The organism is Parabacteroides distasonis ATCC 8503, from assembly GCF_000012845.1.
In the GTDB taxonomy this organism is placed as follows: Bacteria; Bacteroidota; Bacteroidia; order Bacteroidales; family Tannerellaceae; genus Parabacteroides; species Parabacteroides distasonis.
In genome coordinates, this window is record NC_009615.1 from 3,115,313 (window position 1) to 3,128,247 (window position 12,935).

At 44.8% G+C, this 12,935-nt stretch carries 14 protein-coding genes; 7 read left to right on the forward strand and 7 right to left on the reverse strand.

Going from position 1 to position 12,935, the window contains the following annotated elements; all coding sequences use genetic code 11:
• The first annotated feature begins 379 nt into the window (after positions 1-379).
• The 7 genes from BDI_RS13160 to BDI_RS13190 all read left to right on the forward strand — a co-directional run bounded on the left by BDI_RS13160 (position 380) and on the right by BDI_RS13190 (position 6,517).
• Positions 380-1,297 carry an Rpn family recombination-promoting nuclease/putative transposase gene (locus BDI_RS13160; protein WP_011966924.1) on the forward strand — a complete coding sequence of 306 codons (918 nt, stop codon included), beginning with the start codon at positions 380-382 and terminating at the stop codon, positions 1,295-1,297.
• A 125-nt stretch (positions 1,298-1,422) separates the two neighbouring features.
• A complete protein-coding gene (gene surE, locus BDI_RS13165) occupies positions 1,423-2,190 on the forward strand; it encodes a 5'/3'-nucleotidase SurE (RefSeq protein WP_011966925.1) in 768 nt (255 codons plus the stop codon).
• Between the two features lie 24 nt (positions 2,191-2,214).
• Positions 2,215-3,348 carry a lipid-A-disaccharide synthase gene (lpxB, locus tag BDI_RS13170; RefSeq protein WP_005861102.1) on the forward strand — a complete coding sequence of 378 codons (1,134 nt, stop codon included), beginning with the start codon at positions 2,215-2,217 and terminating at the stop codon, positions 3,346-3,348.
• 94 nt (positions 3,349-3,442) lie between these two features.
• Entirely contained in the window at positions 3,443-4,204 is a 762-nt protein-coding gene (locus BDI_RS13175) for a NigD-like protein (protein WP_005861100.1), read from the forward strand.
• A 132-nt stretch (positions 4,205-4,336) separates the two neighbouring features.
• Positions 4,337-4,867, forward strand: coding sequence for an RNA polymerase sigma factor (locus BDI_RS13180; RefSeq protein ID WP_011966926.1), 531 nt, complete (start codon positions 4,337-4,339; stop codon positions 4,865-4,867).
• Positions 4,868-4,869: 2 nt separating this feature from the next.
• The gene (locus BDI_RS13185; protein WP_008773924.1) at positions 4,870-5,406 is read left to right on the forward strand and encodes a hypothetical protein; all 537 of its coding nucleotides are present in this window, start codon (positions 4,870-4,872) and stop codon (positions 5,404-5,406) included.
• A 25-nt stretch (positions 5,407-5,431) separates the two neighbouring features.
• Complete coding sequence (locus tag BDI_RS13190; RefSeq protein WP_005861094.1) at positions 5,432-6,517, forward strand: hypothetical protein; 1,086 nt, start codon at positions 5,432-5,434, stop codon at positions 6,515-6,517.
• Between the two features lie 46 nt (positions 6,518-6,563).
• Here the strand turns inward: BDI_RS13190 and BDI_RS13195 are convergent, their stop codons facing one another.
• From BDI_RS13195 to BDI_RS13225, 7 genes are all read right to left on the reverse strand, one after another.
• Positions 6,564-6,941 (reverse strand): hypothetical protein, encoded by a 378-nt coding sequence (locus BDI_RS13195; protein WP_227742501.1) that lies wholly within the window; start codon positions 6,939-6,941, stop codon positions 6,564-6,566.
• A gap of 2 nt (positions 6,942-6,943) precedes the next feature.
• Positions 6,944-7,507 carry an RNA polymerase sigma factor gene (locus tag BDI_RS13200; protein WP_008773926.1) on the reverse strand — a complete coding sequence of 188 codons (564 nt, stop codon included), beginning with the start codon at positions 7,505-7,507 and terminating at the stop codon, positions 6,944-6,946.
• A gap of 10 nt (positions 7,508-7,517) precedes the next feature.
• Positions 7,518-7,925, reverse strand: coding sequence for a DUF6249 domain-containing protein (locus BDI_RS13205; RefSeq protein WP_008773927.1), 408 nt, complete (start codon positions 7,923-7,925; stop codon positions 7,518-7,520).
• Positions 7,926-8,102: 177 nt separating this feature from the next.
• Positions 8,103-9,761, reverse strand: coding sequence for a Gfo/Idh/MocA family protein (locus BDI_RS13210; RefSeq protein ID WP_011966928.1), 1,659 nt, complete (start codon positions 9,759-9,761; stop codon positions 8,103-8,105).
• 5 nt (positions 9,762-9,766) lie between these two features.
• Positions 9,767-10,273: a DoxX family membrane protein gene (locus tag BDI_RS13215; RefSeq protein WP_011966929.1), complete on the reverse strand. Its 507-nt coding sequence runs from the start codon at positions 10,271-10,273 to the stop codon at positions 9,767-9,769.
• 117 nt (positions 10,274-10,390) lie between these two features.
• The gene (locus BDI_RS13220; RefSeq protein ID WP_008780652.1) at positions 10,391-11,245 is read right to left on the reverse strand and encodes a 3-keto-disaccharide hydrolase; all 855 of its coding nucleotides are present in this window, start codon (positions 11,243-11,245) and stop codon (positions 10,391-10,393) included.
• A 22-nt stretch (positions 11,246-11,267) separates the two neighbouring features.
• A complete protein-coding gene (locus BDI_RS13225; RefSeq protein WP_005861079.1) occupies positions 11,268-12,758 on the reverse strand; it encodes a Gfo/Idh/MocA family oxidoreductase in 1,491 nt (496 codons plus the stop codon).
• Between the last annotated feature and the right edge of the window lie 177 nt (positions 12,759-12,935).

Genomic DNA, 12,935 nt, shown 5'->3' on the forward strand with positions numbered 1-12,935 from the left:
CACGGTTGTGATACAATCTTTTCACCTATGCGAAACGATTGTATCACGTAGGTGAAAAGATCTCTTCACGAATGTGAAATGATCAGATCATGTAGTGCCTGGCCATACTATCCCTTGGTGGAATATACATTCAGGAAAATTATCCCCACGATTTATCGGCTGATCCGGTATTTGAAGTAGTTACATTATGCCTCTCAAAAAACACGTACGAGTTTTTCGAAAAACATGTACGTGTTTCCGAAAAAACTCGTACGTGTTTTCTTAAAAGCTAAAACGATGCCTATCCTATTAAAAAAGTAGTATCTTTACAACCGGAAGACAGGATGCCCCGTCTCATTATACTATTATTCATTATTAATCACTAAAACCTATAAACACTATGGGAAAATTTATCAATCCCTTCACCGATTTCGGCTTCAAGCACATATTCGGTAGGGAAATGGACAAGGACATACTAATCGAGTTCCTGAACGACCTCCTCGAAGGGGAGCATACGATCATGGACTTGAGAATCATGAACAATGAGCGATTGCCCGAGACAGAGCAAGGAAGGAAAGTCATCTTTGACATTCATTGCGAGACCGACAAGGGCGAACGGATCATAATCGAGATGCAGAACAGGGAACAGCCCCACTTCAAGGACAGGGCCTTGTATTACCTCTCGCACTCGGTGGTGGAACAGGGGATAAAGGGAACATGGGACTATGAGCTGGCGGCCGTGTACGGTGTTTTTTTCTTGAACTTCCCGCTAGACGAGGAGAACAGGCCAAACAATAACAGGAACGAAGGAAAGTTCCGAAGGGACATCGTGCTAGCGGACCGAGAGAACGGACAGGTATTCAACCCCAAGTTCCGCCAGATCTATATTGAGCTTCCCCGATTCAACAAAGAGGAGGAAGAATGCGAGACCGATTTTGAACGTTGGATTTATGTACTAAAGCATATGGACACATTAGACAGAATGCCATTCAAGGCACGCAAGGCCATATTCGAGCGGTTGGAACGCATCGGATCCATGGCGAACCTCACCCCCAAACAACGGGCGCAGTACGAGGCGGAGTGGAAGATGTATAATGATTATTACAACACCTTGGACTTCGCCGTCGAGAAAGGCATGAAAAAAGGGATGGAAAAAGGATTGCAAGAAGGTTTGCAAAAAGGAAAAGCAGAAGGAAAAGCAGAAGGACGACAGGAAGAGAAACACTCCATAGCACTTAATCTTAAGAAATTAGGAGTTAGTATAGAGCAAATCGCCTTTGCCACCGGCCTCTCCATAGAAGAAATAGAGAAACTATAATAATCTGAGACCTTTCGCTTGATCAACAACTGATTAGGCGAAAGGACAACTCCCATCCCTCACACCCCAACCATTGTTCGCAAATTATTGTTACCTTTGTACGACAACTATAAGGATAAAACGATATGACAAACGAGAGACCGTTGATTCTGATTACGAATGATGATGGCGTATGGGCCAAAGGTATTAACGAATTGATTGAGTGCCTGAAAGATCTAGGCGATTTGGTGGTATTCGCTCCCGATGGACCTCGTTCCGGGATGGGTAGTGCCATTACATCTTTAGTTCCTATCAAGTATACCTTGTTGAAAAAGGAGGAAGGACTTACCATCTATAGTTGCACCGGGACACCGGTTGATTGCGTTAAATTAGCGATTAATGAGGTTTTGGAGCGCAAGCCCGATCTGTTAGTCTCCGGTATCAACCACGGGGGGAATATGGCTATCTGCGTAAATTATTCCGGAACGATGGGTGCCGCCGCCGAGGGATGTATTTTCAACGTCCCTTCCATGGGTGTATCCTTACTGGACCATGCGGCCGATGCCGACTTCTCCGAATGCTGCCGTCTTGGACGTATGCTGGCACGCCGGGTATTAAAAGAAGGCTTACCGCACGGAACCTACTTAAACCTCAACGTGCCGAAGCTACCGCAAGTGAAAGGGTTGAAAGTTTGTCGCCAAGCGGATGGCCGTTGGGTACGTGAATTCAAGCGTTCCGAGAACGCCAGCGGAGAGCCCGTATTCTGGTTGACAGGAGCTTTCGAAAGCGCCAAACCCATCCACCCGGACAATGATATGCTTGCGCTGGACAGCGGATACGCCTCCCTAGTCCCCTGCAAGATTGACGTTACGGACTACGACTTCATGGCCACCCTAAACAACTGGATCCTTTAATTCTCAATTCTCAATTTTCAATTCATGAAGTATTACCTGATAGCCGGAGAAGCCTCCGGAGACCTGCACGCCTCGAATTTGATGGCAGCCCTGAAAGAGAATGACCCGAAGGCCGAGTTCCGCTTTCTGGGCGGCGATCTGATGAGAGCCGTCGGAGGAACCCTTGTCAAACATTACCGGGAAATGGCGTTCATGGGCTTTATCCCGGTATTGCTGAACTTGCGCACCATCTTAAATAACATGAAGACGTGCCAAGAGGATATCCGCCGCTATCAACCAGATGTCGTCATCTTAATTGACTACCCGGGATTCAACCTGAAGATCGCCAAATATGTGAAAACCCAATTGGGTCTCCCGGTATATTACTATATATCCCCCAAGATATGGGCCTGGAAACAATACCGCATCAGGGACTTCCGGCGTTATGTAGATCGTATGTTCTGCATCCTGCCGTTCGAGACCGAGTTTTTCCGGAAGCTTAATTATTCGGTAGATTACGTAGGAAATCCTTCTGTAGACTCCGTAGCCTATTACAAGGAGCATCAAGCGATCCCCAAAGATACATTTATCAAAGAGGAAGGATTGGCCAACAAGCCTATCCTCGCCTTGCTATCCGGTAGCCGCAAACAAGAGATCAAGGATAATTTACCGACCATGCTGAAAGTAGCCTCCGCATATCCCGACTACCAGCCGGTAATAGCCGGAGCACCAGGCATCGATCCTGCCTACTATCAAGAATACATAGGCTCTTATCCTGCCAAGATCGTGTTTGGTAAAACCTATCCCTTGCTACAACATAGTGCCGCCGCCTTGGTAACCTCCGGCACGGCAACCTTGGAAACCGCCCTGTTCCGGGTTCCGCAAGTCGTTTGCTACTACGTCGTAGCCGGACAGTTGGCCAGCTTTATTTTCAAGCATTTCTTCCATACGAAATACATATCCCTCGTGAACCTGATCGGGGGACGGGAGATCGTACAAGAACTATTCGGAGCCCGCTTCTCCGAATCGCAAATACAAGACGAGCTAGGACGCATCCTACAAGATCCAGCCTATCGAAAACGAATGCTAGACGGATACGACAAGATTATCCATACGCTAGGAATGCCCGGGGCTTCAAAGCGTACGGCACGGCTAATCGTTGAATCCCTTGGTTCTTAACATCTTTTATTAACGTCTTTTGCAGCATTTCACCCCGAACTTACATCTTTCTTCATAGAACGATGAAATGTGAACTTTTTAAGAAACAAAAGGAATGAAGACGTTGAGAGCTTTTTTATTGGTTATCGGGATCGCTTTAGTATCCCTCACCCTACCCTCTTGCTTAGATGACGATAACTCGTATTCTTTAGGTGATATCTGGATAGCGGTCGCTACCGTAGTACCGGAAGGCAATAACGTATATTACTTACGGCTGGATGACGGGGATAAGCTATGGCCCGCCGCCACGAACTATCCGAACTATCAGCCGAAGCCTAACCAACGTGCCTTGGTTAACTTCACGATATTGGCGGATTCCACCCAAAGTAACCTAGGAGGTTTCTCCCACTATATCAAGGTGAACGCGATCCATAACATCCTTACGAAATCCATCGCTAAGAACGAGGGAGCGGCTAATGATTCTATCTATGGTACGGACCCGGTAAGTATTTATAACAATAATATGTGGATCGGAGACGGATATTTGAATATCTATTTCGAGACACTCTGGGGAGGCAAGACCGCCCACTTTATCAACCTGATCCAACCGGATGCCGAGAATGATCCTTATACGCTGGAGTTTAGGCATAACGCTTACGATGATCCCCAATATACGATCGGGGCCGGACGTGTGGCGTTCAATTTGTCTTCCTTGCCGGATACCAAAGGAGAGACGGTCGATCTTGTCGTAAACTATTGGACTTCCGAAGGAAAACAGGCTTATAAATTAAAATATAATTCGGATAAGACCAAAATGGAGGATACTTCGCAAGGCTATACGAACGATAGTATCTCCAATATAACAGACATGAAATAAACCTTCCCACATAACTTTTATTTTTATCATTTAGTTCAGGAGGAGAGGCGTCGAGATGATGCCTTTCTTTTTTTTGTATTTTTACGCTACAAGATGCAACGGTCAAGGCATCACTCTCGTTTATATAAACAAATGGACAAAGTAACCGAACATCTGATCGAGGGTTGCCGCCGGGGAGACCGGAGCTCGCAACTGAAGTTGTACAAACAATACGCACAGCGATTGTATATAGCCTGCTTGCGTATCGTAGGCAACTCATCCGAGGCGGAAGAAGCCATGCAGGACTCGTTCCTCAAGATCTTCACACGCTTGGACCAATATCATGACGGGCAATGCTTTGAGGCATGGATGCATCGCATCGCCATCCATACGGCCATCGATTATGTACGCCGCCAAGCACCGGACCAAGAGGAGCTTTCCGACAATCTGGCCGAACCGGAAACGGACGGACCGGACGAGAAAGAAATCCAATATTCCGTGGCACAGATAAAGGAAGCTACCAAGAAGTTGCCGGCAGGCTACCGCATAATCCTCTCGCTTTACCTCTTTGAGGGATATGATATGGAAGAGATCGCCTCTATCCTGAAAATTCAACCGCCAAGCGTCCGTAGCCAGTACCTACGCGCCAAGCGGAAATTGTTAGACATTATAGCAGCCAATTAAACATGGATAAACTAAAGAATTTCATAGACGCGAACCGTGACGCATTCGAGGAAGATGAGATACTTCCCGAAGGCCACTTCGAACGTTTCGAGCAAAAGCTGCCGAAGCCACGGAAGAACCGTGCGGCCTTATACAGCCTTTCGGTCTTTGCCATAGCTGCCTCTATCGCTTTGTTGCTCTTATTCCGCTTGCCGGGAGGGACCGGTCTGCCGGAACCCGCGCAAAAGACCACGGCCCAGACCTGCGAGACCCAAGAGGAGATCGAGGAACTACGCCTATATTACAATATGCAAATGAACGACGTATTGGCGCAAATGAAGAAGTTGTATAAACAGGACCGGACACCGGGAGCGGAGGAGTTATTGCAAGAGAGCAAACGGATCCTCACGGATAATTATATGTTCGAGGAAACGATACTCCCTACCTTGCCTTGTTCCAACGACGGTCTTTTCGCCATGACCCAACATTACAGCAATAGCTTGGAGGGCCTCACGCTGATGCTTAAGCAAATGGAACAAGTCACGGATAACCAGAAATAGTAATAACAATTAATACATATCAATCATGAACACGACACACGTAAAATTGAGTCCCGCCGTATTGCTGACTTTCGTATTGCTGCTATGCAATCTATCGGCAATAGCTAGGCCACAAGAGAAGATCAAGAAAAAAGAGATATCCCAATCCTACAGCGTAAGCGCCGGTGATCGTCTCCAAGTAGAAAACCGTTATGGAAACATCACCGTTACCCACTGGAATCAGAATACGGTAGCTATACGGGTTGAGGTAGAATGTAAGGCTCGCAGCGAGGAACGTGCTCAAGAGAACTTGGACCGTATCCAAATCGAGACCAAGAAGATAGGTGGTATTGTCTCAGCGGTCACTACGATAAAGAAGGAGATGAATAGCAATTCGAATAATGAGTCCATGACGATCAATTATTATATCCAGATGCCTCCTAAGCTCGCCGCAGACTTGAACCAGAAATACGGAAACATCAACTTGCCAAGCGATAATAACGGCAACATGGATATCCATGTAAAATACGGCAACCTGAATGCGGGTAATTTCACAGCCAACGCAATGATAGAGGCCAAATATGGTAACATCGAGGTAGGAAATCTGCAGGACGCCCAACTGGATCTGGGCTACGTAGGAACCGCCAAGATTCGCAACGCTAAAGATTTAACGATAGACAGCAAATATTCCAATCTGGATATACAGGATATACAATCTTTACGCATGGAGATTAAATATGGTAATCTCACCATTGAAAGCGTAAGCAGACTAGACATGGAGATTAAGTACAGCGACGCTAAAATCGGGACCCTTAAGGATGCATTGAATGTAAGTAGCCTTAGCTATAGTAACTTAAAGATACGGAACTTGTCTCCCTCTTTCTCGAAGGTGAACGTAGAATCCCATTATGGGAATTTAGAGGTAGCGCTTCCCGCAAAAACTTCTTTCCGGATAGTAGCGGAGAACATGAAGTATTCAAGCTGCGACGTGAACGGTTTCAATATCACCCGCAAGCATTTTGACGATGAGGATCGTGACAAGAATTACACCTATGAGATTAATGGTGGAAAGCAACCGACGATTCACTTCGAAGGAAATCGTTACGGAAATCTAAAAGTCAAGGCCAATTAATCAGTTGTAGAGACGGGGCGTGCCCCGTCTCTACAACCGGATATTTTTATTTTGAGGTGTTTTGCCGGCGTATCTCTTCTCTCTTCAACCAGTTATCGAGTTGTGTAAACAGGAAGAAACAAGAGATCCCGGAAGCAATCGTTAAAACAATCGGGAAATAGGCTCGCAAAGAACCTAAAACCGTTTCCGCCCCGCCCGGAGAAAGCTTAACCAAATACAAGATGCCTACTAACACAAGCATATAAGCGACAAACATGCTAAAAATGCCTACAGGTGTAAACCGTTTCTTGATATAGTACTTATATACCCGCTTCTTCTCTTGTATAATCAATGCCATAATACGGGAGTTTAATGAGGCCGAAGGTTGTTCCGCCGTCCCTCTCATCAACTTACGTGTCAAATGATCAATATCTTTCTCATTCATATTCATAACAAATCAGCTGTCTCTAATTTCATTTTATCTTGCAACACTTCATAAAACCGTTTCCGCCCACGGAATAGTTTTACTTTCACATTAGAAGCGCTCAATTCAGTGATCTGACAGATCTCTTCCACCGAGCATTCCTCCAAATAATAAAGAGTAAGCAACAAGGCCTCATCAGCCGGAAGCTTTTTCAGCGTACGTGCGATCATCTCTTTCCGGTCCTCACGCTCTAATAAAGCCGTAGCCGATTCAACTTCGTCATTCGAAAGGTCTACAGGGCCCGCCTCCTCATAACTCACGAACATACGCTGTTGTCTCAAGGCCGTCAACGCCGTACGATACACGATCCTATAAAACCATGTTGAGAACTTACTATCGAAATGAAAATCGGAAAGAGCACGATACATCTTCACGAACGCATCCTGTACAGCCTCTTCTGCCTCCTCGCGATTTTCCAAGATACGAAGAGCGATGGTATAAGCCATCTTCTCATACTTCGCGACAAGGCAGGAGAAACTTTGCGTGTCCCCTGCCAAAATACGTTCTATCCACTTTCGCTCATCCATCCGGTATCGTTTATTCTTCCAGACGCATTTTCTTCTCGTCCTCCAATCTCTCCTTCTCCATTAAAGAACGGGAAAGAAAGAAATAAATTATAAAAGCTACTCCACCGAACATAATCGTAATAGCCGGAACTAACAAAAAGAACCAATCGCTATCGTAAGTGAAAGCAGAGTCGACCATCATACCGACAATCACACCCAATGACAAACCGATCATAAAAATACCGTTACGCAGGGTATTATAACGATTAGGCCTTCTCTCGGGCCGCATAGCCTCTTCCAACACAATTCCTTTCTCAATCATCGCCATCTTTTCCTCATGCTTACTTTTAATGGTCATGTAACTAGCGATAATACCTAACAATACCGGCATACCTACCGCACAAATAACACCTAAAATAGGAATCCACAACTCGTTCATATCTTTTATTCTTTAAAGGTTTAATAAATTATTCGCTTTTATCAATAAGACATGAGCAATCACAAATCGGTTACAAAAAAGAGAAGAAATTTTATACATGCACAAATAAAAGAAGCGAACTCCATCCATTTATGAAGTTCGCTTCTTGGGAAAGTTATTTATCGTCTTTTTAGATACTTACGCAAGTTCACCTCTTACGATCTCTTCTTTGTCCTTATCCCAATACATCGTACGTCCTTCCAGATAAGCGCGAGTACCCATATGAGCGGTCATAGCCTCTTGAAAAGCGGCGTCGATATTACAACTAGGAGTCTTGCCTTGACGGATACATTCTAGCCACTCACGGATATGCAAGTGAGTCGTATCATAACGTTTACCATTTACATACGTATACAGCAAACCACGTTTAGCAAAATACAACTCCGTAGGAGATGTAACGGAATCCGAGCTATTTTGTCCCGGTACATAGGTATAGAACGGGGTATCTGTAGGAATAATACCTTCCTTGATCTTATCCGCATAACGAGTGGAATCTTGGTCAACCGTAATAGCCAAGATATTGGAAACCTCCATAGAAGCATCATGCCCCATGAACACCTTGCCACGGTTACGGCTACTTGCCAATGTAGCGCTATACAACATCGTCAAGTCACGATCCGGCCACTCGAAAGTAGTCTGCAATACATCAGGTACCGTACGTCCGTCCTTGAAGAAATAAACACCACCGGATGAAGTAGCAGAATGAGGTATACCTACATGCATGATCTGGTTGACAGCGTCGTACTCATGTGTCAACAAGTCACCGGAAAGACCTGTACTATAATCCCACCAGCAACGCCAGCGGAAGAAACGTTCCAGACTAAACTTGCTACGCTCGTCCGGACCGATATATCTTTCAAGCTTATTGGATGTCATATAATCCATATATTCCTTAATACGCTCAGGATCACCCTCGAACTGCTTCCAATCAATCGTATTCGGATTAGAGCCTTCGATAATATCATATACCCAAGCACCATTTGGAGAGTTACGGTTCGTACAAACCTCGATCAAGTTAACAGGGCCTAATAATCCGTTACCGATAATCTCCTCGGCCTTCTGATAGCAATCGGTCTGACGTCCTTGGTGACCTAACTGAAATACAACGCCGGTCTCTTTGATCACTTGGCGAACCATATACGTCTCAGGAACCGTCCATGATAACGGTTTCTCGCAATATACATGCTTTCCGGCACGTGCCGCAGCCATAGCGATCGTGCTATGCCAGTGGTCCGGACCAGCGATAATAACGGCATCCACATCCGGAGCCGTTACCAGCTCTTGATAAGTCCGGTAACGCTTCGGAGCAGGCCCGAACTTACCGTCGCTACCCTCACGATGGATATTGGAGCCGGTCAACACTGCGGCTTCACCATATACATCAAATATATCACAAACAGCGGTTATCTCGATATTCAGATCATCTTGCTCCATATATTGTTGATAACGCGTGTCTTTCTTATTCAACTTATTAGCCTCTTTCATCTTATCGATCCAAGAAGGCTCAGCGAAACCTGCGGCACGCATCAATTGCTTTCCACGAATACCGAAGCCTATCAAACCGATACGGATCTTCTTGCCATCGCCTTGCGGCTCTAAATAGGAGGCCTGTCTGTTACTTACCTGAAATACATCTGATATGTTACGGCCTCTTAAAGCGTCTTTCCTTTTTTGGTAAACGCCATATGCCAAAGCACCTAAGATAGGCACTGTAGCCAATGTCTTCAATGTGTCCCGACGTCCTTTATCGGGCATTTGCTCCTGAGAAGGAGTATTCTTTGCATCTTCTGTTGCCATGGGTATCAAATAAATTTAAGTTTATGCAATATCGGACACACACGTCCTAACACACGATCGAATCCTATGATTTGTGATGTAGGGAATACGCACATCAAGCCTAAAGCGGCGAACTCCACAAGGTTCTTGTCAATCCATAAATAAGAGCCTTCAAACGGCATCATATAGCTCGCTCCCACGAAAGAGGGGTGGGATAACGTGTACAGAGCGAGAAGAATCATACCTCCAACAGAAGATAAACGATACAAACAGCCTAAAGTCAAGCCTAGGCCGATCAATAACAGAGCCCACTCATTCAAGAAGTTGATGGTTGTCATCAAACTGTCGTCTTGAGTCAATTTGATAAAAAATGAAGCAGCGGGACCCTTTGAATCGAGTAGATAGGGTAGAGATGTCCATTTTGGGTTCATGATTTTTACTAGGCCTTCATACATAAAGTGCCAACCTATAAAAAGACGCAGCATCATCAGCCAAGTCATCTGCGCTTTCGTGTAACCTTGTTCTATTTTCATTTCTTGGTCCTAAAAAATTGGTTTAGAAAAAGTCGATTATTAAAAACACAACACCCGAAGCTAAAATCATAGATTTAGGCCTCGGGCGTTATTTATGCTAAAATGTGCTTGATACGATTAATCCAAAACTTTAACAGTAATGTTACGGAACCAAACATCATCCCCGTGGTCTTGAAATCCGATGAAACCTTCTTTGTTAGCGCCACCGCAATTCAACAACAACTCATAAGCCAACGGCCATTTGTCTTTGCTAAATTTGCTATTATCCAACATTTCTTTCCATTGCGGAGTCCACAAGTGATACTCAACAACAGGTTCATCGCTATTCAAATAGTGAACAACTGTACCCTTATAGCACATGATCTTACCCTTGTTCCACTCACCGAACGGTTTTGCGTTCTGCGGTTTAGCAGGAATCATGTCATACAAAGAAGAAGATTTACGGTTGCCATCCTTACCTAACTTAGCGTCGGGGTGGTTCTCGTTATCCAATACTTGGTACTCAGGAGCAGAGATGTAAGAAGGTTGTCCCTCTACCTCTTGAATCATGATGAATACACCAGAGTTAGAGCCTTTACCTACTTTCCATTCGAACTCAAGCTCGAAGTTACCCAACTTATGAGCGAAGATCAAGTCCCCACCGTTGGAAGCACCAGCCTCACCAGCACCAGAGCCATTGATTTTGATCGCTCCGTCCTCGATTGTCCAAGCACCCGGAACGTCAGCACGGTCATAACCTCTCCAGCCATTGAATGTCTTACCATCGAAGATCACATATCTACCCTCTTTATCTTTCGGGAAAGTCGTGATATCTACAGTAGGAAGATCTGTCATGAGCTTGTACTCAGGAGTTGCGGCTTCTGTTGTAGTCTCAGCAGCTGCAGGAGCTTCTTCTGTTTTCTTTCCACCACCACAAGATGTGAAATAACACATCATGATAGCAGCACTTGCTAATAATACTGACTTTTTCATTTTATTTATTGAGTTAAAACTATTATCTCGGCATATCTACCAACTTCCAGCCTTCACGGTAGTTGTGCTTGATCAAGCCTGCGGCAAATTCTTGAGCATTAATTGGATCCGTCCACTCTGTCTTGAATTTCGGGTCACCATCGATAACCTCGAATGTATCTTTCTTGATGATCTTGATTGTCTCATTCGGATCGATATTCGTAAATCTCATGTTAGGGCCATCCCACAACAATTCTTTATTCAATCTTTGCAAACGAACAGCCAATACACCCATTACAACCATTTCATTGAACGGACCAGCCTCCAAGAAGTTAGACTTCGTCTGAACACGGCTGCCTGCGCTTTCCTTACAAGCACGAATCCAGTCTTGTTCGTGACCACCCTTCATAGCGTCTTTCACGCGGCGCAATGTTTGAGGAACGTTCGGTTTACGACCAGATAACAACCATGGGTTAACACCGTAGCAACCACAGATCAATGTATCTTTCGTACCATGGAAGATACACAATCCACCACCTTCACCCATCAATTCCTTACCTTGAGGGAATCCTTCTGGACGATCCGGCATCATACCACCATCATACCAGTGAACTTCAACCTCCGGCATAGCTACCTTTGGCATATTATCACGAGCCGGGAATACCAACTTAACATGCTGAGCGTTAGGAGCACAGTCTTGTAATAACAATGTAGAAGAACCTTGAACTCTTGTCGGATAGCCTAAATTCAAGCCTTTGAATACCGGATGTAAGATGTGGCAAGCCATATCACCCAACGCACCTGTACCATAATCCCACCATCCGCGCCAGTTCCAAGGATGATATGTCTTATTAAACGGTCTCAATTTAGCAGGACCCGTAAACAAATCCCAATTCAATGTAGAAGGAATCTTATCAACTTTCTCAGGAGCGTTCAAACCTTGCGGCCAGATAGGACGGTTGGTAGCGCATTCTACTTTAGTAACCTCACCGATCTCACCATTCCAAATCCATTCACAGATCAAATCTACACCTTCAGCCAATGAAGAACCTTGGTTACCCATCTGAGTAGCTACGTCATACTTCTTAGCCAAGTTCGTAAGCAAACGGGACTCATAAACAGAGTGAGTCAACGGTTTCTGAGTGTATACGTGTTTGCCAAGCGTCATAGCGTCAGCTGTGATCATCGCATGAGTATGGTCAGCGGTAGCTACCAACACAGCGTCAATAGATTTACCCATCTCATCATACATCTTACGATAGTCCCAGTATTTTTTAGCTTGAGGATGACGGTCGAATACAGGTTTTGAGTACTTCCAGTCGATGTCACAAAGAGCTACGATATTCTCGGTAGTCTCCATGTTCTTTAAGTTAGCGTTACCCATACCTCCGATACCAACACCGGCAATATTCAATTTATCAGTTGGAGCGATATGACCATGGGTTTTACCTAGGACCGCACTCGGAACAATAGTCAAAGCTGCTGCGGCAGCCGTACCTTTTTGAAGAAAAGATCTTCTAGAAATGTTAGACATAGTAATAATTTTTTATAGATTAGCACTTAACAATGATATTTCATGTGTCTTTACACCTTTACAGGCAACAAATTGTCGCAAATATAGCCAATGCTGTATTATTGACAAGATCAAAAGACCGCTTTCTTATTTAAAATAGTTTTTTTTAACAGACAGGATAGATCTTATTTATAATTT

Bases quoted from the DNA above. Each gene is read 5' to 3' on its own strand.
- BDI_RS13160 (WP_011966924.1), top strand. From the start codon at position 380: ATGGGAAAATTTATCAATCCCTTCACCGATTTCGGCTTCAAGCACATA.
- surE (WP_011966925.1), top strand. From the start codon at position 1,423: ATGACAAACGAGAGACCGTTGATTCTGATTACGAATGATGATGGCGTA.
- lpxB (WP_005861102.1), top strand. From the start codon at position 2,215: ATGAAGTATTACCTGATAGCCGGAGAAGCCTCCGGAGACCTGCACGCC.
- BDI_RS13175 (WP_005861100.1), top strand. From the start codon at position 3,443: ATGAAGACGTTGAGAGCTTTTTTATTGGTTATCGGGATCGCTTTAGTA.
- BDI_RS13180 (WP_011966926.1), top strand. From the start codon at position 4,337: ATGGACAAAGTAACCGAACATCTGATCGAGGGTTGCCGCCGGGGAGAC.
- BDI_RS13185 (WP_008773924.1), top strand. From the start codon at position 4,870: ATGGATAAACTAAAGAATTTCATAGACGCGAACCGTGACGCATTCGAG.
- BDI_RS13190 (WP_005861094.1), top strand. From the start codon at position 5,432: ATGAACACGACACACGTAAAATTGAGTCCCGCCGTATTGCTGACTTTC.
- BDI_RS13195 (WP_227742501.1), bottom strand. From the start codon at position 6,941: ATGAATGAGAAAGATATTGATCATTTGACACGTAAGTTGATGAGAGGG.
- BDI_RS13200 (WP_008773926.1), bottom strand. From the start codon at position 7,507: ATGGATGAGCGAAAGTGGATAGAACGTATTTTGGCAGGGGACACGCAA.
- BDI_RS13205 (WP_008773927.1), bottom strand. From the start codon at position 7,925: ATGAACGAGTTGTGGATTCCTATTTTAGGTGTTATTTGTGCGGTAGGT.
- BDI_RS13210 (WP_011966928.1), bottom strand. From the start codon at position 9,761: ATGGCAACAGAAGATGCAAAGAATACTCCTTCTCAGGAGCAAATGCCC.
- BDI_RS13215 (WP_011966929.1), bottom strand. From the start codon at position 10,273: ATGAAAATAGAACAAGGTTACACGAAAGCGCAGATGACTTGGCTGATG.
- BDI_RS13220 (WP_008780652.1), bottom strand. From the start codon at position 11,245: ATGAAAAAGTCAGTATTATTAGCAAGTGCTGCTATCATGATGTGTTAT.
- BDI_RS13225 (WP_005861079.1), bottom strand. From the start codon at position 12,758: ATGTCTAACATTTCTAGAAGATCTTTTCTTCAAAAAGGTACGGCTGCC.